The sequence below is a fragment of the Pseudomonas sp. NPDC089401 genome (assembly GCF_044749485.1).
In the GTDB taxonomy this organism is placed as follows: Bacteria; Pseudomonadota; Gammaproteobacteria; order Pseudomonadales; family Pseudomonadaceae; genus Aquipseudomonas.
Genome location: NZ_JBIVIA010000002.1, coordinates 665,465 through 687,255, shown reverse-complemented (window position 1 = coordinate 687,255; position 21,791 = coordinate 665,465). Strand labels below are relative to the sequence as shown.

20 protein-coding genes and 1 pseudogene are annotated in these 21,791 nt (G+C 65.3%); 10 read left to right on the top strand and 11 right to left on the bottom strand.

Features of this window, described 5'->3' with window-relative positions; translation table 11 throughout:
- Nucleotides 1–64 precede the first annotated feature (64 nt).
- From ACIP21_RS07370 to ACIP21_RS07350, 5 genes and pseudogenes are all read right to left on the bottom strand, one after another.
- Nucleotides 65–2,074 carry a diguanylate cyclase gene (locus ACIP21_RS07370; RefSeq protein ID WP_400685765.1) on the bottom strand — a complete coding sequence of 670 codons (2,010 nt, stop codon included), beginning with the start codon at nt 2,072–2,074 and terminating at the stop codon, nt 65–67.
- 96 nt (nt 2,075–2,170) lie between these two features.
- Nucleotides 2,171–3,003, bottom strand: a pseudogene (locus ACIP21_RS07365) (endonuclease/exonuclease/phosphatase family protein).
- A 34-nt stretch (nt 3,004–3,037) separates the two neighbouring features.
- Nucleotides 3,038–3,673 (bottom strand): thiol:disulfide interchange protein DsbA, encoded by a 636-nt coding sequence (gene dsbA, locus ACIP21_RS07360; RefSeq protein WP_400685763.1) that lies wholly within the window; start codon nt 3,671–3,673, stop codon nt 3,038–3,040.
- A 153-nt stretch (nt 3,674–3,826) separates the two neighbouring features.
- Nucleotides 3,827–4,444: a c-type cytochrome gene (locus ACIP21_RS07355; protein WP_400685761.1), complete on the bottom strand. Its 618-nt coding sequence runs from the start codon at nt 4,442–4,444 to the stop codon at nt 3,827–3,829.
- Between the two features lie 31 nt (nt 4,445–4,475).
- Complete coding sequence (locus ACIP21_RS07350; RefSeq protein ID WP_400685759.1) at nt 4,476–4,778, bottom strand: c-type cytochrome; 303 nt, start codon at nt 4,776–4,778, stop codon at nt 4,476–4,478.
- Nucleotides 4,779–4,971: 193 nt separating this feature from the next.
- On the opposite strand from ACIP21_RS07350, the gene yihA reads away from it, so the two are divergent.
- Nucleotides 4,972–5,604 carry a ribosome biogenesis GTP-binding protein YihA/YsxC gene (gene yihA / locus ACIP21_RS07345; protein ID WP_400685757.1) on the top strand — a complete coding sequence of 211 codons (633 nt, stop codon included), beginning with the start codon at nt 4,972–4,974 and terminating at the stop codon, nt 5,602–5,604.
- Between the two features lie 427 nt (nt 5,605–6,031).
- Here the strand turns inward: yihA and polA are convergent, their stop codons facing one another.
- Nucleotides 6,032–8,779 carry a DNA polymerase I gene (polA, locus tag ACIP21_RS07340; protein ID WP_400685755.1) on the bottom strand — a complete coding sequence of 916 codons (2,748 nt, stop codon included), beginning with the start codon at nt 8,777–8,779 and terminating at the stop codon, nt 6,032–6,034.
- Nucleotides 8,780–8,853: 74 nt separating this feature from the next.
- Between polA and ACIP21_RS07335 the strand changes: the two genes are divergently transcribed.
- Together ACIP21_RS07335 and ACIP21_RS07330 are read left to right on the top strand one after the other, a co-directional pair.
- A complete protein-coding gene (locus ACIP21_RS07335) occupies nt 8,854–9,141 on the top strand; it encodes a DUF2782 domain-containing protein (protein ID WP_013970316.1) in 288 nt (95 codons plus the stop codon).
- Nucleotides 9,142–9,212: 71 nt separating this feature from the next.
- Complete coding sequence (locus tag ACIP21_RS07330; protein WP_400685752.1) at nt 9,213–10,163, top strand: homoserine kinase; 951 nt, start codon at nt 9,213–9,215, stop codon at nt 10,161–10,163.
- 112 nt (nt 10,164–10,275) lie between these two features.
- Here ACIP21_RS07330 and ACIP21_RS07325 read toward each other — a convergent pair whose 3' ends face one another.
- On the bottom strand, nt 10,276–11,184 hold the full coding sequence (locus ACIP21_RS07325) for a zinc ABC transporter substrate-binding protein (RefSeq protein WP_400685749.1): 909 nt from the start codon (nt 11,182–11,184) through the stop codon (nt 10,276–10,278).
- Nucleotides 11,185–11,251: 67 nt separating this feature from the next.
- On the opposite strand from ACIP21_RS07325, the gene ACIP21_RS07320 reads away from it, so the two are divergent.
- The 4 genes from ACIP21_RS07320 (at nt 11,252) to ACIP21_RS07305 (ending at nt 14,119) form a co-directional block, all read left to right on the top strand.
- A complete protein-coding gene (locus ACIP21_RS07320; RefSeq protein WP_400685747.1) occupies nt 11,252–11,737 on the top strand; it encodes a Fur family transcriptional regulator in 486 nt (161 codons plus the stop codon).
- Nucleotides 11,734–12,507, top strand: coding sequence for a zinc ABC transporter ATP-binding protein ZnuC (znuC, locus tag ACIP21_RS07315; RefSeq protein WP_400685746.1), 774 nt, complete (start codon nt 11,734–11,736; stop codon nt 12,505–12,507). The genes ACIP21_RS07320 and znuC overlap by 4 nt, the downstream gene beginning before the upstream one ends.
- Nucleotides 12,500–13,282 (top strand): zinc ABC transporter permease subunit ZnuB, encoded by a 783-nt coding sequence (gene znuB / locus ACIP21_RS07310; protein WP_400685744.1) that lies wholly within the window; start codon nt 12,500–12,502, stop codon nt 13,280–13,282. Before znuC ends, znuB begins: the two co-directional genes overlap by 8 nt.
- A 129-nt stretch (nt 13,283–13,411) precedes the next feature.
- Nucleotides 13,412–14,119, top strand: coding sequence for a PA5502 family lipoprotein (locus ACIP21_RS07305; protein ID WP_400685742.1), 708 nt, complete (start codon nt 13,412–13,414; stop codon nt 14,117–14,119).
- Nucleotides 14,120–14,214: 95 nt separating this feature from the next.
- On the opposite strand, the gene katE is transcribed toward ACIP21_RS07305, so the two are convergent.
- The gene (gene katE, locus ACIP21_RS07300) at nt 14,215–16,344 is read right to left on the bottom strand and encodes a catalase HPII (protein ID WP_400685740.1); all 2,130 of its coding nucleotides are present in this window, start codon (nt 16,342–16,344) and stop codon (nt 14,215–14,217) included.
- A gap of 224 nt (nt 16,345–16,568) precedes the next feature.
- Between katE and ACIP21_RS07295 the strand changes: the two genes are divergently transcribed.
- The 3 genes from ACIP21_RS07295 (at nt 16,569) to ACIP21_RS07285 (ending at nt 19,082) form a co-directional block, all read left to right on the top strand.
- The gene (locus tag ACIP21_RS07295; RefSeq protein WP_400685890.1) at nt 16,569–17,576 is read left to right on the top strand and encodes a methionine ABC transporter ATP-binding protein; all 1,008 of its coding nucleotides are present in this window, start codon (nt 16,569–16,571) and stop codon (nt 17,574–17,576) included.
- Nucleotides 17,576–18,247 carry a methionine ABC transporter permease gene (locus tag ACIP21_RS07290; RefSeq protein WP_010951513.1) on the top strand — a complete coding sequence of 224 codons (672 nt, stop codon included), beginning with the start codon at nt 17,576–17,578 and terminating at the stop codon, nt 18,245–18,247. The genes ACIP21_RS07295 and ACIP21_RS07290 overlap by 1 nt, the downstream gene beginning before the upstream one ends.
- Nucleotides 18,248–18,311: 64 nt before the next feature.
- Nucleotides 18,312–19,082: a MetQ/NlpA family ABC transporter substrate-binding protein gene (locus ACIP21_RS07285; protein WP_400685738.1), complete on the top strand. Its 771-nt coding sequence runs from the start codon at nt 18,312–18,314 to the stop codon at nt 19,080–19,082.
- A 120-nt stretch (nt 19,083–19,202) separates the two neighbouring features.
- Here the strand turns inward: ACIP21_RS07285 and ACIP21_RS07280 are convergent, their stop codons facing one another.
- Genes ACIP21_RS07280 through ACIP21_RS07270 form a run of 3 tightly spaced genes read right to left on the bottom strand, consistent with a single transcriptional unit; the run spans nt 19,203 to nt 21,789 of the window.
- Entirely contained in the window at nt 19,203–19,835 is a 633-nt protein-coding gene (locus tag ACIP21_RS07280) for an SCO family protein (RefSeq protein ID WP_400685736.1), read from the bottom strand.
- A complete protein-coding gene (gene cyoE, locus ACIP21_RS07275) occupies nt 19,832–20,725 on the bottom strand; it encodes a heme o synthase (RefSeq protein ID WP_400685734.1) in 894 nt (297 codons plus the stop codon). Before cyoE ends, ACIP21_RS07280 begins: the two co-directional genes overlap by 4 nt.
- A complete protein-coding gene (locus ACIP21_RS07270) occupies nt 20,710–21,789 on the bottom strand; it encodes a heme A synthase (protein WP_400685732.1) in 1,080 nt (359 codons plus the stop codon). Before ACIP21_RS07270 ends, cyoE begins: the two co-directional genes overlap by 16 nt.
- Nucleotides 21,790–21,791: the final 2 nt, after the last annotated feature.

Below are 21,791 nucleotides of genomic sequence, written 5' to 3'. Positions count from 1 at the left end.
CCTGAAAACCAGGCAGGCGAGGGGCCATTGTCAGAAACCGACAGGGGCAGGATGGGGTAACTATTTATGCCAGCATCACCCGATTGCGGCCTTGGTCCTTGGCACGATAGAGCGCATCGTCGGCCCGCTTGAGCACCACGTCGCTGCGTTCGCCGGCCCGGAAAGCACTCAAGCCGATCGATGCCGTGATCACCACCCGCTCGCCCTTGAAGTGGAACGGGCACGCCTCGATCGCCGCGCGCAGCACTTCACCGACCTGGGCCGCCGCCGCAGGCGAGGTCTGCGGCAACAGCAGCACGAATTCCTCACCGCCGAAGCGGGCGATGAAATCCCGGGCGCGCAGGCGCTTGCGCAGCTGGTCGGCGACGATCTTCAGTACCTTGTCACCGGCCAGGTGCCCGTAGCTGTCGTTGATGCGCTTGAAGTGGTCGAGGTCGAGGATCGCCATGGTCAGATGGCCGCCGTTTTCCTGCCAGTCGAGCATTTCGCGCTCGACCTGCTCGCTCCAGGCCGCGCGGTTGGGCAGGCCGGTGAGCGGGTCGATCAGCGCCTTCTGCCGCTGTTCTTCCAGGTGCTCGCGATAGCCGAGGGCCTCCTGCTCCATGCTCGCCACCCGCTCGGCCAGGCCTTGCAGGCGCCCGGCCAGTTCCTGCTCGCGGCGGTCGCGCTCGTGCTGGTGCTCGTCCATGGTGCCCAGCAAACCTTCCAGGCGGTTTTCCAGGATGTGCTTGAGGCTGACCACATCGGCGGCGCCTTGCACGCTGTTCTGCAAGCCGTCGACCTGTTCGCGCAGCTGGCTGTCCAGCTCGCGGGCGGCGCTGCTGTTGTCGGCATGCCCGGCGCTGGCTTCGTGCAGGTGGCTCTGGAAGCTTTCCAGGCGCTCGTTGAGCTGCTGCAGGTAAGTCTCGAATTCGTGCTGGCCGCTGTCGGTGATCGCCAGCATCAGCACGGCCAGGTCATCGAGCACCGGGATCAGTTCGTACCAGTTCAGGCCGCGAGCCACCCGCTCGCGCATCTCCAGGGCCTGGGCCTTGTGCCGCTCCGGCAGGCTGAGGTCGTCGAGCAGGCCGATCAGGGTCTGCTCGATGTGCGCGGCGACTTGGCTGTAGGGCGGCTCGACCGCGTCAGGCAGCGAGTAGGGGCCGTCTTCGCCGAAGGCCGCTTCCAGCGTTGGCGCTGCCGGGTTTTCGTCGAGTGCTTCAGCGGGCGATTCGACCTGGGTTTCGGCCTCGCCAGGCGGCGCCTGCAGCTCGACCGCCTGGGCTGCGGCTGCCGGCTCGATGGCGGACGACTCTGGCGCAGGCATGGCCGCGGGCTCGCTGACGATCTCGGCGACAGGTTGCGGCAGCTCAGGCGAGACAGGCGCCTCAGGCTCCGCTGCCGGTTGCGCCTGGGCTACCGGCTCGGCGGTCGTCAGTGGGCGCAGCTCGTCGGCGTCGCGCGGTGGCAGGTCGACCAGCACCGGGCCATCGGGTTGCGGCAGCTCTTCGTCCTTGGGCCTTGCGGGCTGCGCCTGCTCGGCTGGTGCCTCATCGGCCTGGGGCTCGTTTTCGCGGTTGCCGAACAGGCGTTGCAGCAACCCTGGCCGAGCTTCGCCTTCCGGTTTGTCCAGGGCTGACAGCGCGCGCCCTTGCAACCCGCTGAGTTCGCCCAGCAGCGGCGGCAGATCGCGCGACTGGGCAACCCCGCCGTCGAGCTTCTTGGCCAGTTTCTTCAGCGGCCGCGACACGTCGCCCGGCAGCGGCAGGCCCTGAAGCTGGGTCACCAGCGCATTGAGCGCATCGCTGACCTGGTTCATGCGGGTTTCGCGCCGTTGCTCGGAATCGAGCACGGCCTTTTCCAGGCGCGGGATCAAGCCGGCCAGGCCGGCGTCCATGTTGTCGCTGCGGATGACGTCGCGCATTTCCTTCATGCACTCGTCCACCACCTTGTCGCTGCCTTCGGCCGCCAGGGTGCTGCGCACCAGGCCACGGCGCAGCAGGTCGAGACGCGCTTCCCAGCGGCGCTCGAGCTTTTCTTGCCGTTCGATGCTTTTAAGGTACTTTTCTTTCCAGCGCTCGGCTTCTTCGGTCATGCCTGGATCCGCGACGAATGACACAACTATGGGCTTTAACTACACGCTTTCGGCGCATTTGGCCAACACTTGAGGGGGCCGCACCGTTTTGCTGATCTAACTCAAGACCGGCAGCGTAGCCACAGTCAACGCATCAGGCAATCGGATCTCCACGGCAACCGGAAGATGGTCGGAAATCGGCTGCGCCAGCACCTCGACCCGTTCCAGGGTCAGGCTCGGGCTGAGCAGGATATGGTCCAGGCAGCGTTGCGGGCGCCAGCTGGGGAAGGTGGCCTCGACCTGCGGGGCGATCAGGCCCAGATCACGCAGCGGCGAGTGCTCGATCAGGTCGGTGGCGTGGGTGTTCATGTCGCCCATAAGGATCTGGTGGCGGTAGCCGCCGATCAGCTCGCGGATGTAGGCCAGCTGCAGGGCGCGGGTCTTGGCACCGAGGGCCAGGTGCATCATGACCACGATCAGCGCATCCTCGCCCTCGCCGAAACGCACCAGGATCGCACCGCGGCCGGCGGGGCCGGGCAGTGGATGGTCTTCCAGGCACTGCGGCTTGAGGCGGCTGAGCACGCCGTTGCTGTGCTGGGCGAAGCGCCCGAGGTTGCGGTTGAGCTGCTGGTACCAGTAGGGAAAGGCGCCCAGCTGGGCCAGATGCTCCACCTGGTTGACGTAGCCCGAACGCAGGCTGCCGCCATCGGCCTCCTGCAAGGCCACCAGGTCGAAATCGTTGAGCAGCTGGCCGATTTTCTGCAGGTTGCCGGCCCGCCCGGTGTGCGGCAGCAGGTGCTGCCAGCTGCGGGTCAGGTAGTGGCGGTAGCGTTCGGTGCTGATGCCGACCTGGATATTGAAACTGAGCAGCCGCAGGCGACCATCCTCGGGCAGGCCAGGGGCCTGCAAGTGATGCTCGTTGACCTGCGGCTGGTGCAAGCCAATGCCACGCGCGGTTCTGAAGCGGCGCATGGGGTTCGCCGCTTACTTAGCGGCGCGCTCCTTGGCGATCAGCTGGTCGGCGACGTTCAGCACGCCATCCGGCCCGCCGGCGGTGCCCAGGTCGAAGCGGTACTTGCCGTTGACCACCATGCTTGGCACACCGGTGATTTCGTACTTCTTCGCCAGTTCCTTGGCCTGGTTGACCTGGCCCTTGATGGCGAACGAGTTGAAGGTGGCGAGGAACTTGTCCTTGTCCACGCCCTGGGTGGCGAGGAAGTCAGCCATGTCTTTCGGGTCGGTCAGGCGCTTGTGCTGGTTCTGGATCGCATCGAACACCGCGGCGTGAACCTTGTGCTCGACGCCCATGGCTTCGAGGGTCAGGAACATCTGGCCGTGGGCGTCCCAAGGGCCGCCGAACATGGCCGGCACGCGCTTGAAGTTGACGTCTTTCGGCAGTTTTTCGACCCACGGGTTGATGGTCGGCTCGAAGTGGTAGCAGTGTGGGCAGCCGTACCAGAACAGCTCGATCACCTCGATCTTGCCTGGCTGGGACACCGGAACAGGGTTGCTCAGCTCGATGTATTGCTTGCCGGCGGTGGCAGGCTCTGCGGCCTGCACGGCAGTCATACCGATAACGCTGGCAGCGACCAGCGCGGCGCTGAGAATCAGTTTACGCATGCTTTACTCCTGAGCATTCATGGGTCGCCTCGACGCCACCTGTGTTGTGACCGGTGGCGAAGGGCCCGAGTTCGGTAGTGTAACGGCTGCGGGCAGAAAAAAGGGCGGCCCGCGCCGCCCTTTCATCTTTAGCGTCGCCGCATTAACCGAATGTTAATGCAGGCCCTGGATGTAGCTGGCCAGGGCTTCGACGTCGTGCTTGCTCAGCCGGCCGGCGATGGTGCGCATGGGCATGGCATCGCCATCGTTGGTGCGGGTGCCCTCGCCGAAGTCGTTGAGCTGCTTGGTGATGTACTGCGAATGCTGGCCCCCCAGGTGCGGGAAACCGGCCAGGGCGATGCCGGCGCCGTTGGGTGAGTGACAGCCCAGGCAGGCCGGCACCTTGCGCTCGATGTCGCCGCCCCGGTACAGCGCCTCGCCATGGGCGACCAGCTTGGGATCGGCGGCGCCGACGCTGCCCTTCTGGCTGGAGAACCAGGCGGCGATGTCGGCCAGGTCCTGGTCATTGAAGTTGGTCAGCATGCCGGTCATTTCCAGCACGGTGCGCTTGCCCGACTTGATGTCGTGCAGTTGTTTTTCCAGGTAGCGCTGGCCCTGGCCGGCCAGTTTCGGGAAGTTGGGCGCCAGGCTGTTGCCGTCGGGATTGTGGCAGGCGCCACAGACGGCCGTCTTGGCCTGGCCAGCGGCGGCATCGCCTTTGATGGGTTCGGCAGCAGTGGCCGCACCTGCGACACCCAGGGTCAACAGCAGACTCACGACTAGTTTGTTCATCAGCTAATCCAACACGGCTAAGGGTGAAATGTTATGTATCGGGACTGCCGCTCATCCAAAGGATGACCAAACGGTAGTCCTCGGCACTGCAGTCCATGCACAATCCACGCGGCGGCATAGCCTTGAAACCCTGGGTAACATGCACCACCAGCTGCTCCATGCCTTGCGCCAGCCTTGGCTCCCATGCGCCCCGGTCACCCCGTTGGGGCGCCTGTGGCAACTGCCCGGCGTGACAGGCCGCACACGTGCGGTTGTACAACGCCTCGGGATCCTGTGTAGCCTGTGCGCCGGAAAACGGCAGGAACATACCGACAGCTAGCAGCCATTTCGCCATGCGAAACGACCTGACAGGGTTGGGGGACGCGCTGCGTTCTGATGCGCGAGCTATTGTTCGACACCCCATGCCCGTTCCCCTTCGCTGGGAGAATGGGCACACAAAAACTGGGGCATTATATACTTCCGCCAACCAAACGGAAACGACACTGCTTGCCGGCCTTGGCGTTGGCAACACCCACATCGGATATCCCATGCAAGTCAAGAACCCCATCCTCGGCCTCTGCCAGAAAGCCACATTCGCCCTCAGCGCTGCCAAGGTCGAACAATGCCCGGACGACCAGGGTTACGAGGTGGCTTTCGCCGGCCGTTCCAACGCCGGCAAGTCCAGCGCCCTCAACACCCTGACTCATGCCAGCCTGGCGCGTACCTCGAAGACCCCGGGGCGCACCCAGCTGTTGAATTTCTTCAGTCTGGACGATGAACGGCGTTTGGTCGACCTGCCGGGCTACGGATATGCAAAAGTCCCGATTCCGCTCAAGCAGCACTGGCAGAAGCACCTGGAGGCCTACCTGGGCGGCCGCGAGTGCCTGCGCGGGGTGATCCTGATGATGGACGTGCGCCACCCGATGACCGACTTCGACAAGATGATGCTCGACTGGGCCAAGGCCAGCGGCATGCCGATGCACATCCTGCTGACCAAGGCCGACAAGCTGACCCACGGCGCGGGCAAGAACACCCTGCTCAAGGTGCAGTCGGAGATCCGCAAGGGTTGGGGCGATGCCGCGACCATCCAGCTGTTCTCGGCGCCCAAGCGCCAGGGCCTGGAAGAGGCCTACCGGGTACTGGCGGACTGGATGGAGCTGGAAGACAAGCCTGTCGCCTGAGGGCAACACACATCCTGTGGGAGCGGGTTTACCCGCGAACACCGGCGAAGCCGGTGCCATGCACCGCGTCGCCTTCTTCGCGGGTGAACCCGCTCCCACAAGGTTCTTCTCCCGCCGGGGCTTGCAGGGCGCTGGTCAAATTCTGGGCAAAAAAAACCCCGGACTTCGTATGGGGAGGGGGAAGTTCGGGGTTCAAGTCTGGACCGCTAGGGCGGGGTCCAGGTATCTGCCAACACTTAACACAACATAGGAGCATCGAAAGGCTTCACCAGCCATTCAGTTACTCTGAGTTCCGCTTCACCGGTTTAGTTCCGGAGCCCTGGAAACTATTTGCGATAGTTTCATGAAACTCCGGATCTAATGGCATGGAGCCATGCCAGGATCCGCATCACCACGCCGCAGATCCTACACAGCTTTCCCGGCTCAATCAGTGAGCTTCGTCCCAATTCGCGCCAACACCTACTTCGACCAGCAGCGGCACGTCCAGTTGTGCGGCGTTGCTCATGTGCAGGCGAATTTCATCTTTCACCTGCTCGATCAGGTCTTCGCGCACTTCCAGCACCAGTTCGTCGTGCACCTGCAGGATCACCCGGGCGTCCAGCCCGCTGGCGCTCAACCAGTTGTCCACGTTGACCATGGCACGCTTGATGATATCGGCGGCGGTGCCCTGCATCGGCGCGTTGATCGCCGTGCGTTCGGCGCCCTTGCGCAGGGCCGGGTTCTTGGCGTTGATGTCCGGCAGGTACAGGCGGCGGCCGAACAGGGTCTCGACGAAGCCTTGCTCGGCAGCCTGGGCGCGGGTGCGCTCCATGTAGGCGAGCACGCCCGGGTAGCGGGCGAAGTAGCGGTCGATGTAGTCCTGCGACTGCTTGCGGTCGACACCGATCTGCTTGGCCAGGCCAAACGCACTCATGCCATAGATCAGGCCGAAGTTGATCGCCTTGGCGCTGCGGCGCTGGTCGGTGGTGACGCTTTCCAGGGCCACGCCGAACACTTCGGCAGCCGTGGCGCGGTGCACGTCGAGGTCATTGCGGAAGGCGTGCAGCAGGCCTTCGTCCTTGGCCAGGTGGGCCATGATGCGCAATTCGATCTGCGAGTAGTCCGCCGCCAGCAGCTTGTAGCCCGGGCTGGCGATGAAGGCCTGGCGGATGCGCCGGCCCTCGGCGGTGCGGATCGGGATGTTCTGCAGGTTCGGGTCGCTGGACGACAGGCGCCCGGTGGCCGCCACGGCCTGCTGGTAGGAGGTGTGGATGCGCCCGGTGCGCGGGTTGATCTGGCCCGGCAGCTTGTCGGTGTAGGTACTCTTGAGCTTGCTCAGGCTGCGGTACTGCATCAGCACCTTCGGCAGCGGGTAGCCTTGCTCGGCCAGTTCGTCCAGCACCGCTTCGGCGGTGGACGGCTGCCCCTTGGTGGTCTTGCTCAGCACCGGCATGCCCAGCTTGTCGTAGAGGATCGCGCCCAGCTGCTTGGGCGAGCCGAGGTTGAACTCCTCGCCGGCCAGCTCATAGGCATGTTGCTCCAGTTCGGCCATCTTCGTGCCCAGCTCGCCGCTCTGCAGTTGCAGCAACTCGGCGTCGACCAGCGCGCCCTGGCGCTCGATGCGCGCCAGCACCGGCACCAGCGGCATCTCGATATCCATCAGCACCGGCTGCACGCTCGGCGTCTGCGCCAGGCGCGCCTGCAAGGCATGGTGCAGGCGCAGGGTGATGTCGGCGTCCTCGGCGGCGTAAGGCCCGGCCTTGTCCAGGTGGATCTGGTTGAAGGTCAGCTGCTTGGCGCCCTTGCCGGCGATCTCCTCGAAGGTGATGGTGGCGTGATCGAGGTACTTCTGCGCCAGGCTGTCCATGTCGTGACGGGTGGCGGTGGAGTTGTACACGTACGACTCGAGCATGGTGTCGTAGGCCACCCCACGCATGTCGATGGCCGGCGAACCGTTGGCGAGGATGTTGATGTCGTACTTGGCGTTCTGCCCGACCTTGGCCTTGGCCGGGTCTTCCAGCAGCGGCTTCAGCGCCAGCAGCACCGCCTCGCGGTCCAGCTGCGCCGGGGCGCCTTCGTAGTCGTGGGCCAGCGGCAGGTAGGCGGCCTTGTGCGGCTCGACCGCGAACGACAGGCCTACCAGCTGCGCCTGCTGGGCGTCCAGGCTGGTGGTTTCGGTGTCGAAGGCAAACAACGGCGCCTGGCGCAGCTTCTCCAGCCAGGCCTCGAACCGGGCCTGCTCGTAGATGATCTCGTAGCTTGGCTCGACCTTCGCGGCCGGGGCCTCCAGCGGCGCGACCTCGCTGCCGGCCCTGGCCGCATCACGCTGCACGTCCGCGACCCAGCTCTTGAACTCCATCTCGGTGTACAACGCCAGCAGCGCCTCGTGGTCAGGTTCGCCGCAGACCAGCGCCTCGACCTCGACGTCCAGCGGCACATCGCACTTGATGGTGGCCAGCTCATAGGAAAGGAACGCCGAGTCACGGTGTTCCTCGAGCTTGGCCGGCAGGGTCTTGGCGCCACGGATGGCCAGGGTCGGGACCTTGTCGAGGTTGGCGTACAGCTCGCTGAGGCCACCGCCGATACCGGTCAGCAGGCCGACCGCGGTCTTTTCGCCCACGCCCGGCACGCCGGGGATGTTGTCGACCTTGTCACCCATCAGCGCCAGGAAGTCGATGATGTGCTCCGGGCCGACGCCGAACTTCTCATGCACGCCAGCCACGTCCAGCACGCTGCCGGTCATGGTGTTGACCAGGGTCACGTGGCCATCCACCAGCTGCGCCATGTCCTTGTCGCCGGTCGAGATGATCACCGGCCGGCCCTGGGTCGCGCTGCTGCGCGCGAGGGTACCGATCACGTCATCGGCTTCGACGCCTTCGACGCACAGCAGGGGGTAGCCCAGTGCCTTGACGCTGGCGTGCAGCGGCTCGACCTGCACCCGCAGGTCGTCGGGCATGCTCGGGCGGTTGGCCTTGTACTCGGCGAACATGGCATCGCGGAAGGTCCCGCCCTTGGCGTCGAACACGACGGCGAAGAGGCTGTCGGGGTATTGCCGGCGCAGGCTCTTGAGCATGTTCAACACCCCTTTGACCGCGCCGGTGGGCATGCCCTTGGAGGTGGTCAGCGGCGGTAGCGCGTGAAAGGCGCGGTAGAGGTAGGAGGAACCGTCCACCAGGACGAGAGGCGCTTGGCTCATGAGCAGAATCAACCTTTTCGGCGGGTCCGGAGCTAGAATAGCCGGATCAATGACGACAAAGGGACTAGGTTATCATGCGTACACTCAATCGCCTGTTACTGCTGGGCCTGCTGGCAACCATGCCGGTCGTCACCCTGGCGGCGGACGACGCCCCCTCGGCCGATCCCGAGGTGACCATTCGCACGGAAGGCGACAAAACCATCCAGGAATACCGGCAGAACGGCTTCCTGTATGCGATCAAGATCACGCCGAAAAACGGCAAGCCGTATTTTCTGGTACGCGCCGATGGCTCCGATGGCAATTTCATTCGTTCCGACCAGCCGGACATGCTGATTCCGTCCTGGAAGATCTTCGAGTGGTAAGCTGACGCGCGCACCGTTCACATCAACCCGGCACTTCCCGGCGGAAGTGCCCGTATGGGCTTTTTTTCATCATGTCAGTCTTCACCCCCGTGACCCGGCCTGAGCTGGAAACCTTTCTGGCGCCGTACGAGCTGGGCCGTCTGCTCGACTTCCAGGGCATTGCCGCCGGTACCGAGAACAGCAACTTCTTCGTCAGCCTGGAAAAGGGTGAGTTCGTCCTGACGCTGGTCGAGCGCGGCCCGGTCGAGGACATGCCGTTCTTCATCGAGCTGCTGGACGTGCTGCACGGCGCCGACATGCCGGTGCCCTACGCCCTGCGCGACCGCGACGGCAACGCCCTGCGCGAACTGTGCGGCAAGCCGGCGCTGCTGCAGCCACGGCTGTCGGGCAAGCACATCAAGGCGCCCAACGCCCAGCACTGCGCCCAGGTTGGCGAGCTGCTGGCGCACATCCACCTGGCCACCCGCGAGCACATCATCGAGCGCCGCACCGACCGTGGCCTGGACTGGATGCTGGCGTGCGGCGCCGAGCTGCTGCCGCGGCTGAGCGCCGAACAGGCGGCGCTGCTGCAGCCGGCGCTGGCCGAGATCACCGCGCACAAGGCGCAGATCCTCGCCCTGCCACGGGCCAACCTGCATGCCGACCTGTTCCGCGACAACGTGATGTTCGAAGGCACCCACCTGACCGGGGTGATCGACTTCTACAACGCCTGCTCGGGCCCGATGCTGTATGACATCGCCATCACCGTGAACGACTGGTGCCTGGACGCCAAGGGCGCGATCGACGTGCCACGGGCCCAGGCGCTGCTGGCGGCCTATGCGGCGCTGCGGCCGTTCACGGCGGCGGAAGCCGAGCTGTGGCCGGAGATGTTGCGCGTGGGTTGCGTGCGCTTCTGGCTGTCGCGCCTGATTGCGGCGGAATCCTTTGCCGGGATGGACGTGATGATTCACGACCCGAGCGAGTTCGAGGTGCGCCTGGCGCAGCGCCAGCAGGTGGCCTTGCACCTGCCGTTCGCCCTCTAGACCGCGTCTGCTTCTTCGCGGGTAAACCCGCTCCCACAGGGTATTGCACAAGCCTGGAGGCTGACGCTATCCCTGTGGGAGCGGGTTTACCCGCGAAAGGGCCGGAACAGGCTTACAGTTGCTCCAGGCAACCTGCCAGGTCGCCACCCAGTTTCTCCAGGAGCCGCTCATAACCCTTGGCATCCACCGGGTCGGTGCCACCCAGGGCATCCAGCTCGGCCAGGCGCACCGGCAACCCGGCGGTCAGCGTCTCGGCCAGGCGAGGGCGCAATGGCGGCTCGCTGAACACACAGGTCTTGCCCACTTCCTGCAGGCGCTTGCGCATCGCCGCCACATGCTGCGCACCCGGCTGCACCTCCGACGCCACGCTGAACACCCCGGTATGCTGCAGGCCATAGCTCGACTCGAAGTAGTCGAACGCTTCGTGGAACACGAAGTACGGCTTGCCGGCGATGCCCGTCACCCGCGCCTTGATCCGCGCATCCAGGCCATCCATGCGCTCGCCGAAAGCCTTCAGGTTGCTCTGGTAGCGCGCCGCATTGGCCGGGTCTGCCGCCGCCAGGTCCGCCGCCATCTTCGCCGCAATCACCCGCGCGTTGAACGACGACAACCACAGGTGCGCATCCAGGCTCCCCGGACGGTGGTCGTGATCGTGATCGTCCTCGCCGGCTTCCTCATGGGAATGGCTGTCCTCACCGAAGTGGCGCAGCTTCATGCCCGGCAGCGACTGTACCGCCACCGTGGCCTTGCTGCGGCTGCCCAGCACGCGCGGCAGGAAGTTCTCCATGTCCGGGCCGATCCAGTACAGCAGGTCGGCATCGCCGACCTTGCGCACGTCGGAGGGGCGCAGGGCGTAGTGGTGCGGCGAAGCACCCGGCGGCAGCAGCACGTCCGGGCTGCCGACGCCGTCCTGAACGGCGGCGGCAATCTGTTGCAGGGGTTTGATACTGGTCAGCACACGCACGTCAGCCTGGGCCGAACAGGCGATGAAAGCGACAAACAGCACTAGGAATCGGGACACGGTTAATACTCGACTCGTCAGAAACAGGTAACATAATAACGTCTCCGTCCAGAACCGTCGCTGCCATATGTCCATCACGCCGCTGGCTCACCGTCCCCACGATCATTCCCATTGCGTACATAGCGCCCTGTCCGAAGCCGAGGTGCTCTGCACCCGCCAAGGCCTGCGCCTGACCGCACTGCGCAAGCGTGTGCTGGAGCTTGTCTGGCAAAGCCACAAGCCGCTGGGTGCCTACGACATCCTCGCCGTGCTCAGCGAGCAGGACGGCCGCCGCGCTGCGCCGCCGACCGTGTACCGCGCCCTGGATTTCCTCCTGGAAAACGGCCTGGTGCACCGCATCGCCTCGCTCAACGCCTTCATCGGCTGCAGCCACCCGGAGCACGCACACCAGGGCCAGTTCCTGATCTGCCGTGAATGCCACGTGGCCATCGAGCTGGAGCAGGACAGCATCAGCGACGCCATCATCGCCAGCGCCAAGGGCGTGGGCTTCAGCGTCGAGACCCAGACCGTGGAAATCGTCGGCCTGTGCGCCAACTGCCGGAGCGCGGCATGAGCGACGCCCTGATCCGCCTCGAGCAGGTCGGTGTCAGCTTCGCCGGCGAAGCCGTGCTCGACAGCATCGACCTGGCGGTGGCGCCCGGCCAGATCGTCACCCTGATCGGCCCCAACGGCGCCGGCAAGACCACCCTGGTGCGCGCCGTGCTCGGCCTGCTCAAGCCGCACCGCGGCAAGGTCTGGCGCAAGCCCAGGCTGCGCATCGGCTACATGCCGCAGAAGATCCAGGTGGATGCCACGCTGCCACTGTCGGTGCTGCGTTTCCTGCGCCTGGTGCCCGGGGTAGACCGCGCGGCAGCCTTGTCGGCGTTGCAGGAAGTGGGCGCCGAGCAGGTCATCGACAGCCCGATCCAGACAATCTCCGGCGGCGAGATGCAACGCGTGCTGCTGGCCCGGGCGCTGCTGCGCGAGCCTGAGCTGCTGGTGCTCGACGAGCCCGTGCAAGGCGTCGACGTGGTCGGCCAGACCGAGCTGTACAACCTGATTACCCGTCTGCGCGACCGCCATGGCTGCGGCGTGCTGATGGTCTCCCACGACCTGCACCTGGTGATGAGCGCCACCGACCAGGTGGTCTGCCTGAACCGCCACGTGTGCTGCTCCGGCCACCCCGAGCAGGTCAGCAACGACCCGGCGTTCGTCGAGCTGTTCGGCCAGAACGCGCCAAGCCTGGCGGTCTACCACCACCATCACGACCACAGCCACGACCTGCACGGTTCGGTGGTCGCCCCTGGCACCCATGTTCACGGAGAGCACTGCAAGCATGGCTGATTTTCTTCTTTACGCCTTGCTTGCGGGCTTGTCCCTGGCAGTGGTCGCCGGCCCGCTCGGCTCCTTCGTGGTGTGGCGGCGCATGGCCTATTTCGGCGATACCCTGTCGCACGCCGCGCTGCTGGGCGTGGCCATGGGCTTCGTGCTGGATGTCAGCCCGGCGCTGGCGGTAACCGTCGGCTGCCTGCTGCTGGCGATCCTGCTGGTGACCCTGCAACAGCGCCAGCCGCTGGCCTCCGACACCCTGCTCGGCATCCTCGCCCCCAGTACCCTGTCGCTGGGCCTGGTGGTGCTGAGCTTCATGCACGACGTGCGCATCGACCTGATGGCCTACCTGTTCGGTGACCTGCTGGCCATCAGCACCACCGACCTGGCCTGGATCCTCGGCGGCAGCGCCCTGGTGCTGCTGTTGCTGGCGACGCTGTGGCGACCACTGCTGGCAATCACCGTGCACGAGGAGCTGGCCATGGTCGAAGGGCTGCCGGTGGCCGGCCTGCGCATGGCGCTGATGCTGCTGATTGCGGTGGTCATCGCCGTGGCGATGAAGATCGTCGGCGTGCTGCTGATCACCTCGCTGCTGATCATCCCGGCTGCTGCGGCACAGCGTCACGCCCGCTCGCCGGAACAGATGGCGCTGGCCGCCACGTTGATCGGCATCAGCTCGGTGTGCGGCGGCCTGGCCATGTCCTGGTTCAAGGACACCCCGGCCGGCCCATCGATCGTGGTCTGTGCCGCGGTGCTATTCTTGCTGAGCCTGGCCCTGCCAAAACGCTGAAAACCGGGGTGTGCGCAGGCACACCCTGCAACCTTTTCACGGGTAAAGGGTCTGTAAGACCTGTTTTCGAGCGTGCGCACCTGGGTGTAGACTTGCTCGCTTTTTGCGCAAATTTAGAGAGCCGCAGGAATGAAGCCGTTCGCATCCCGTTATCTGCTTGTTGCCGCGTTTTCCCTGTTCCTGGCCGCCTGTTCCAGTGCGCCGGTCGAACAGGCCGATGCCTCTGCCCAAGCCGATGCCTGGCAGCAGCTGCAACAGAGTATCGCCAGCAACGAGCTGGCCACCGCCGAAGACCAGCTGTCCACCCTGCAGGCGCAGTCGCCCGACGACGCCCGCCTGGAGCAGTACCAGCGCCAGCTGGCCGAGGCCTACCTGCAACGCAGCCAGATCGTCCTGCAGAAAGGCGATGTGAACGCGGCCGCCACCGCGCTGGCCCGCGCCCGGGCGTTGATGCCCCGGGCGCCGGCGGTGACCGGCGGCGATGCCGTGTCCCAGGCGCGCAAGGCCGAGCTGGAGAAGGCCGAGGCGGCGCTGAAGGCGGCCGAGGCCAAGCCCCAGGCACGGGTCATCGACCCGACGGCGCCGAGCACCGTGATCGCTCTGAAAACCACCGACATCCGCGCCATGCGTCGCCAGCTCGACGAGATTGCCAAGGACGTGGTGAATTACCAGTGCGAGGTGGTGTTCCAGGTACCGCGTACCCAGGATGCGCCTTGGTTGAAGAACCTGCTGGAGAAGCGCGTGCACAAGCTCGACAGCGGGTTCGCGCTGAAGCAGAAGCATGAGATCCAGCGTTCGATGCCGGCCCAGGTGGTTCTGGTCCCACATCAGCGTTGAAGCCTTCGCGGGTGAACCCGCTCCCACAGGTACTGCATCGCCCTCGGGCTTCATGCGGTCTCTGTGGGAGCGGGTTTACCCGCGAAGGGGCCCTGTCAGGCCGGCACCGCCTCTGCGGCAGCCTCCCGCTCCCAGACCCGATGCCCCTCGACCGCTTTGACGAAGGCATCCACGCTCTTCTGCTCATCCCCCAGCAACAACCCCTTGTCCTCCTTGAGCCCCAGGCTGCTCAGCAGATCCTTGGTCAGCAGCATCGCCTTCAAGTGCTTGTAACCCTCAAGCAGGAAGTGCTTGGCCAACCCGCTCGCAGCCAGCGCCTTGTCCACGCCCTTGGGCACGATAATCCCGTCGAACATCACCGACGGCATCCCCTCCATCGATGCATCCACCGCCAATGCCTTGCCACCCGCCGCCTTGACCGGTGCCGAGGTCAGCCCCAGCAGCATCGGCCGGGCGCTTTCGGCCTCCAGCGCCTTGACCAGCCTGTCGACACTGGCACCATCCACGCCATCTGCCACCAGCACCGCGATCTTGCGCCCCTTGATGCCCACCTCGCCGGGGTGGTTCATCTGGCTCAACGCCTTTGACTGCGCCGGTTTGCTGCCTTTCACCTTGACCGTGCCCTGCTTCGGCGCCGGCAGCCCCAGATTGCCCGCCACGGCGGCCGCCAGCTTCAGGTCGATATTGGCAAGAATCTCGTCAACCACCCGCTGGCGGATACCCTCGCGCTCCACCTTGCCCAGTTCGAAACTGTAGGCCTTGACGATGTGCTGCTGCTCGGTCGGGCTCATGCTGTGGAAGAACAGCGCTGCCTGGGAGAAGTGGTCACCGAACGACTCGCTGCGCTGGCGGATCTTGTGCGCATCGACACGCTCCTGATAACTCTCGAAGCCACCGTCCTGCGCGGCGGGCGGGGTTTCCCTGGGCCAGCCGCCATCGATGGTGTTGGGCTCATAGGCAGCCCGGCCCTTGTCCAGGGTCATGCGGTGCATGGCGTCACGCTGGCTGCTATGGTTCGGCGCCACTGGCCGGTTGATCGGAATCTCATGGAAGTTCGGCCCGCCCAGCCGGCTGATCTGCGTGTCGGTGTAGGAAAACAGCCGGCCCTGGAGCAGCGGGTCGTTGCTGAAGTCGATGCCCGGCACGATGTGCCCGGGGCAGAAGGCAACCTGCTCGGTTTCGGCGAAGAAGTTGTCCGGGTTGCGGTTGAGCACCATCTTGCCAAGCTTGGTGACCGGCACCAGCTCCTCGGGGATCAGCTTGGTCGGGTCGAGCAGGTCGAAGTCGTACTTGTGTTCATCGGCTTCGGGAACAATCTGCACACCCAGCTCCCACTCGGGGTAATCGCCGGTCTCGATCGCGTCCCACAGGTCGCGGCGGTGGTAATCGGTATCCTTGCCCGCGAGCTTCTGCGCTTCGTCCCACAACACCGAGTGCACACCCTGGCGCGGCTTCCAGTGAAACTTGACGAAGCTGGCCACACCTTGGGCGTTGATCAGGCGGAAGGTGTGTACGCCAAAGCCCTCCATCATCCGCAGGCTGCGCGGGATGGCGCGGTCGGACATTGCCCAGATCACCATGTGCGCCGACTCCGGCACCAACGAGACGAAGTCCCAGAACGTGTCATGGGCCGAGCCACCAGTGGGCATCTCGTTGTGCGGCTCGGGCTTCACCGCGTGCACGAAGTCGGGGAACTTGATCGCATCCTGGATAAAGAACACCGGCATGTTGTTGCCAACCAGGTCGAAATTGCCTTCATCGGTATAGAACTTCACGGCAAAGCCACGCACATCCCGCACGGTATCGCCGGAACCCCGTGGCCCCTGCACGGTGGAAAAACGCACGAACACCGGGGTGATCTTCTCCGGGTCCTGGAGGAAGCCGGCCTTGGTCAGCTCGGCATGGCAGCCGTAGCTCTGGAAGTAGCCATGGGCCCCGGTGCCACGGGCGTGGACGATACGCTCCGGGATGCGCTCGTGGTCGAAGTGGGTGATCTTCTCGCGCATGATGAAGTCTTCGAGCAGCGACGGCCCGCGTGCGCCAGCCTTGAGGCTGTTCTGGTTGTCGGCGACCTTGACGCCCTGGTTGGTGCGCAAGGCCTGCCCGGTAGCATCGCTGCGGAACGCCTCAAGGCTCTGCAGCTTGGCATTGGTGTTGGCCCGGTCAGGGGTCTGGGTGCCCGCAGCCTCGCTGTGCTTGGGCGCGTCCGGGGTCTTCTTCGGCATGTCGGCTTTCCTCATCAGTCGTCAGGCGTGCCCGCTTCGGGCTTGTTCAAGTAGTGACTGGAAGGCTTTGCCGAGCGTTCAATCAGGATTACCGGTTGTCGCGTTATGCCCGAAGGATTGGTGCATTACGAAATAAATGCTAAGAACAGCTATGGGAAAACGCTAAAATGCGCGACCCAGCCAACCGCTGCCCCAAATTCCATGCGCCCCACAAGGTTCGCTACGTGATCGAGTTCCAACAGGTACATAAAACCTACCGCGTCGCCGGTAGGGAAATCCCCGCACTGAATCCGACAACCCTGACCATCGAAAACGGCCAGGTATTCGGCCTGATCGGCCATTCCGGCGCCGGCAAGAGCACCATGCTGCGCCTGATCAACCGCCTGGAAGAACCTTCCGGCGGCACGATCATCGTCGACGGCGAAGACGTCACCGCGTTCAACGCCAGCCAGCTGCGCGGCTTCCGCCAGCAGGTCGGGATGATCTTCCAGCACTTCAACCTGCTGGCCTCCAAGACTGTCGCCGACAACGTCGCGCTGCCGCTGACCCTGGCCGGCGAGCTGTCGCGTGCCGAGATCGACAAGCGCGTCACCGAGCTGCTGGCCCGCGTCGGTCTTTCCGACCACGCCAGGAAGTACCCGGCCCAGCTGTCCGGCGGCCAGAAACAGCGCGTCGGCATCGCCCGCGCGCTGTCGACCAACCCGAAGATCCTGCTGTGCGACGAGGCCACCAGCGCCCTCGACCCGCAGACCACCGCTTCGGTGCTGCAACTGCTGGCGGAGATCAACCGCGAGCTGAAGCTGACCATCGTCCTGATCACCCACGAGATGGACGTGATCCGCCGGGTCTGCGACCGCGTGGCGGTGATGGACGCCGGCCAGATCGTCGAGCAGGGCTCGGTGGCCGAGGTGTTCCTGCACCCGCAGCACCCGACCACCAAGCGCTTCGTCCAGGAAGACGAGCAGGTCGACGAAGGCGAGCAGCGCGACGACTTCGCCCATGTGCCGGGCCGCATCGTGCGCCTGACCTTCCAGGGTGACGCCACCTACGCGCCGCTGCTGGGCACCGTGGCCCGCGAAACCGGCGTGGACTACAGCATCCTCGCCGGGCGTATCGACCGCATCAAGGATGTCCCCTATGGCCAGCTCACCCTCGCCCTGATCGGCGGTGACATGGAAGCGGCGTTCGCCCGCTTCAAGGCAGCTGACGTACATATGGAGGTACTGCGTTGATGGACGCCCTGAATTTCTTCGCCAACGTCGACTGGGCCGAAATCTGGCTGGCCACCGTCGATACCATGATCATGCTGTTCGGCTCGCTGTTCTTCACCGTGCTGCTCGGCCTGCCGCTGGGCGTGCTGCTGTTCCTCTGCGGGCCGAAGCAGATGTTCGAGCAGAAGGGCGTGTATGCGCTGCTGTCGCTGGTGGTCAACATCCTGCGCTCGCTGCCGTTCATCATCCTGCTGATCGTGATGATCCCGTTCACCGTGCTGATCACCGGCACCTCGCTGGGCGTCGCCGGCGCCATTCCACCGCTGGTGGTGGGGGCCACGCCGTTCTTCGCGCGCCTGGTCGAGACCGCCCTGCGTGAAGTGGACCGCGGCATCATCGAGGCCACCCAGTCGATGGGCGCCACCACCCGCCAGATCATCACCAGCGCGCTGCTGCCCGAAGCCCGCCCGGGCATCTTCGCGGCGATCACCGTCACCGCCATCACCCTGGTGTCGTACACCGCCATGGCCGGCGTGGTCGGCGCCGGCGGCCTGGGCGACCTGGCGATCCGCTTCGGTTACCAGCGCTTCCAGACCGACGTGATGGTGGTCACCGTGGTGCTGTTGCTGGTGCTGGTTCAAGTCCTGCAAAGCGTGGGCGACAAACTGGTCGTGCATTTTTCCCGTAAGTAACCCCAATGGGGTCGGCCCGGCCGACCCGTTCGGGGGCCGTCGCGGCCCTCACAAGGAGTGATTCATGAAGAAGCTGCTTGCTGTCGTCGCCGCCGTCGCGGCCTTTTCGGCCCATGCGGGGGACCTGACCGTCGCCGCCACCCCGGTGCCGCACGCCGAGATTCTCAACTTCGTCAAACCACAGTTGGCGAAAGAGGGCGTGAACCTCAAGGTGAAAGAATTCACCGACTACATCCAGCCGAACGTGCAAGTGGCCGAGAAGCGCCTGGACGCCAACTTCTTCCAGCACCAGCCGTACCTGGATGAGTTCAACAAGGCCAAGGGCACCAGCCTGGTGAGCGTCGCTGGCGTGCACATCGAGCCGTTGGGCGTGTACTCGACCAAGATCAAGAAGCTCGACGAGCTGCCTTCCGGCGCCACCGTGGTCATCCCCAACGACGCCACCAACGGTGGCCGTGCCCTGCTGCTGCTGGACAAGGCCGGTGTGATCAAGCTCAAGGACAACAAGAACATCCTGTCGACCGTGAAGGATGTTGCCGAGAATCCGAAGAACGTGAAGTTCCGTGAGCTGGAAGCAGCCACCATCCCGCGCGTGCTGACCCAGGTCGATGCCGCCCTGATCAACACCAACTACGCGCTGGAAGCCAAGCTGAACCCGGAGAAGGACGCCCTGGCCATCGAAGGCAGCGACTCGCCTTACGTGAACATCCTGGTTGCCCGCCCGGACAACAAGGACTCGGCCGACATGCAGAAGCTGGCCGCAGTGCTGCACTCGCCTGAGGTGAAGCAGTTCATCACCGAGAAGTACAAGGGCGCTGTGGTGCCGGCGTTCTAAGCCGTTAAATCGCGCTGGATTCTTCGCGGGTAAACCCGCTCCCACAGGGATAGCACAGGCCTCACAGGCGGTGCCGTACCTGTGGGAGCGGGTTTACCCGCGAAGCTTTTGGGGGCCTGCTCAATCCTGCTTCACCAGCCCGGGCAACTGCGCCACCAGCTTCTGGTTGTTGAACGGCGCACGAATGAACCCGCGCTGACGCCCATCCGGCCCGACCACCGCCAGGTTGCCACTGTGATCCACGGTGTACCCCGGCTTGCTGGTATCGGCCGGAATGAACGGAATGCTCAAGGCATTGGCCAGCTTCTGGGTGTCCTCGATCGACCCCGCCACCCCGACGAAATCCTTGTCGAAATAACCCAGGTACTGCTTGAGCTGGTTCGGCGTGTCGCGGTTCGGGTCGACGCTCACCAGCACCACCTGCAGCCGGTCCACGGCTTCCTTGGGCAGCTCGCTCTTGACCTGGCGCAACTGCGCCAGGGTGGTCGGGCAGATGTCCGGGCAGTAGGTGTAGCCGAAGAACAGCAGCGACCACTTGCCCTTGAGGTCATCCAGCTGCACCGGCTGGCCATCCTGGTTGGTCATGGTCACGTCGGCCACGCTGCGGCTCTGTGGCAGGAGGATGATGCCGGCGTCGATCAGCTCGGTCGGGTTGAGCTGGCCACGGCCATTGAGCACCTTGTTGACGGTCAGGCCCATGATCAGCGCGACCAGGGCAACGAGGATGAAGACGGTTTTCTGGGTTCGGGTCATAGGTTCAGCAACAGGTAGTGGTCAACGAGCAACGCGATGAACAGCGCGAACAGGTAGCCGATGGAGTACTTGAACGTGCCGATCGCCGCGTGCGGCCGGCTGCCACGGTACAACACCCAGGCCCATTGCAGGAAGCGCAGGCCCAGTGCCAGGGCACAGGCCAGGTACAGCGGGCCGCTCATGTGGATGGCGTAGGGCAGCAGGCTCACCGCCAGCAATATCAGGCTGTACAGCAGGATGTGCAGCTTGGTGTAGCGCTCGCCGTGGGTCACCGGCAGCATCGGGATGTCGGCCTTGGCGTACTCCTCCTTGCGGTGGATGGCCAGGGCCCAGAAGTGCGGCGGGGTCCAGGCGAAGATGATGAGCACCAGCAGCAGCGGTTCGGCGCTGACATGCCCGCTCACCGCCACCCAGCCGAGCAGCGGCGGGGCGGCCCCGGCCAGGCCGCCGATCACGATGTTCTGCGGCGTGGCACGCTTGAGAAAGCCGGTGTAGAGCACTGCATAGCCGAGCAGCGAGGCCAGGGTCAGCCAGGCCGTGAGGGCGTTGGTGAACACCAGCAGCAGGGCCATGCCCAGCAGCGCCAGGGCCAGGGCGAACAGCAGCGCCGGCAGCGGCTCGACCCGCCCCTGGGCCAGCGGGCGCTTGTGGGTGCGGGCCATCAGCGCATCGATGCGCCGGTCGACCACGTGGTTGACCACCGCCGCACCGCCCGCGCACAGGGCAATGCCCAGGTTGCCGAACAGCAGCACGCTCCAGCTGACGCCCGCACGGGTCGCCAGGAACATGCCCACCAGCGAAGTGATCAGCATCAGCACCACCACCTTGGGCTTGGTCAACTCCAGGTAGTCGCGCCAGCCGGCCCGCCGGGCCGTCAGAAGCGTCGCCACGAATCGTTCCTCATGTGATGGGGCAGCTCGACGCCGGCCACCGGCCGCAGCCGCCAGCCCTGGCCGACCCCGACGCGGACCTTGTCGACCACGCGGATGCGGTAGTTCACCAGCACCATGCTCAGCAGCAGCAGGGCGCCCCCGGCGTTGTGCGCCACGGCCACGGCCAGCGGCAGGTGCAGCAGCACGTTGCTGATGCCCAGGCCCACCTGCAAGGCCAGCGCCAGCAATACCAGGCGCGCCAGGCCGGTGAGGCCACAGCGGTGCAGCTTCCAGCCGAGCATCAGCAGCACGCCGGTCACCAGCAGCGCGCCCAGGCGGTGGCTGACGTGGATGGCCGTGCGCGCATCGCTGTCCAGCTGCCCGCCCAGGTAGTTGGGGCCGACGTGCTGGGTCAGGTGGAAGCCGTTGCTGAAGTCCGCCGCCGGCCACCATTGGCCGTGGCAGGTGGGCAGGTCGATGCAGGCGACCGCCGCGTAGTTGGCGCTGACCCAGCCGCCCAGGGCGATCTGCCCGACCACCACCAGCAAGGCCAGCGCCGCTATCCGGCGCAGGCTCAACGGCAGTTTCGGCAAGGGCGCAAAGGCCCGGGATAGACGCAGCGATAGCAGGAACAGCAGGCTCAGGGTGGTGAACCCGCCCAGCAGATGTGCGGTGACCACCTGCGGCCACAGCTTGAGGGTCACCGTCCACATGCCGAAGGCCGCCTGGGCCAGCACCACACCCAGCAACAGCACCGGCAGCCGGTATGGCTGGCCATCGCGGGCATGCCGGCGCACGGCCTGCAGGGCGAGCAGAGCGATCACCAGGGCCAGGGTGCCGGCGAAGTAGCGGTGGACCATCTCGGCCCAGCCCTTGGCCTCCTCCACCGGGTGGTCGGGGAAATGCAGCTCGGCGTGGGCCAACTGCGCCTCGCTCTTGGGCACGCCGATGAAGCCATAGCAACCTGGCCAGTCGGGGCAGCCCAGGCCGGCGTGGGTCAGGCGGGTGTATGCACCGAGCAGCACGACCAGCAGTGCCAGCAGGGTGGCGAACACAGCGAGGCGGAAACCGGGTCTGGCCATGG

Excerpts from the sequence above, each read along its gene's own strand:
- dsbA (WP_400685763.1), bottom strand. The coding sequence starts at position 3,673 with ATGCGTAAACTGATTCTCAGCGCCGCGCTGGTCGCTGCCAGCGTTATC.
- znuC (WP_400685746.1), top strand. The coding sequence starts at position 11,734 with ATGAGCGACGCCCTGATCCGCCTCGAGCAGGTCGGTGTCAGCTTCGCC.
- ACIP21_RS07320 (WP_400685747.1), top strand. The coding sequence starts at position 11,252 with ATGTCCATCACGCCGCTGGCTCACCGTCCCCACGATCATTCCCATTGC.
- ACIP21_RS07280 (WP_400685736.1), bottom strand. The coding sequence starts at position 19,835 with ATGACCCGAACCCAGAAAACCGTCTTCATCCTCGTTGCCCTGGTCGCG.
- katE (WP_400685740.1), bottom strand. The coding sequence starts at position 16,344 with ATGCCGAAGAAGACCCCGGACGCGCCCAAGCACAGCGAGGCTGCGGGC.
- ACIP21_RS07350 (WP_400685759.1), bottom strand. The coding sequence starts at position 4,778 with ATGGCGAAATGGCTGCTAGCTGTCGGTATGTTCCTGCCGTTTTCCGGC.
- ACIP21_RS07290 (WP_010951513.1), top strand. The coding sequence starts at position 17,576 with ATGGACGCCCTGAATTTCTTCGCCAACGTCGACTGGGCCGAAATCTGG.
- ACIP21_RS07305 (WP_400685742.1), top strand. The coding sequence starts at position 13,412 with ATGAAGCCGTTCGCATCCCGTTATCTGCTTGTTGCCGCGTTTTCCCTG.
- ACIP21_RS07335 (WP_013970316.1), top strand. The coding sequence starts at position 8,854 with ATGCGTACACTCAATCGCCTGTTACTGCTGGGCCTGCTGGCAACCATG.
- ACIP21_RS07370 (WP_400685765.1), bottom strand. The coding sequence starts at position 2,074 with ATGACCGAAGAAGCCGAGCGCTGGAAAGAAAAGTACCTTAAAAGCATC.
- yihA (WP_400685757.1), top strand. The coding sequence starts at position 4,972 with ATGCAAGTCAAGAACCCCATCCTCGGCCTCTGCCAGAAAGCCACATTC.
- znuB (WP_400685744.1), top strand. The coding sequence starts at position 12,500 with ATGGCTGATTTTCTTCTTTACGCCTTGCTTGCGGGCTTGTCCCTGGCA.
- ACIP21_RS07285 (WP_400685738.1), top strand. The coding sequence starts at position 18,312 with ATGAAGAAGCTGCTTGCTGTCGTCGCCGCCGTCGCGGCCTTTTCGGCC.
- polA (WP_400685755.1), bottom strand. The coding sequence starts at position 8,779 with ATGAGCCAAGCGCCTCTCGTCCTGGTGGACGGTTCCTCCTACCTCTAC.
- ACIP21_RS07270 (WP_400685732.1), bottom strand. The coding sequence starts at position 21,789 with ATGGCCAGACCCGGTTTCCGCCTCGCTGTGTTCGCCACCCTGCTGGCA.
- ACIP21_RS07355 (WP_400685761.1), bottom strand. The coding sequence starts at position 4,444 with ATGAACAAACTAGTCGTGAGTCTGCTGTTGACCCTGGGTGTCGCAGGT.
- ACIP21_RS07330 (WP_400685752.1), top strand. The coding sequence starts at position 9,213 with ATGTCAGTCTTCACCCCCGTGACCCGGCCTGAGCTGGAAACCTTTCTG.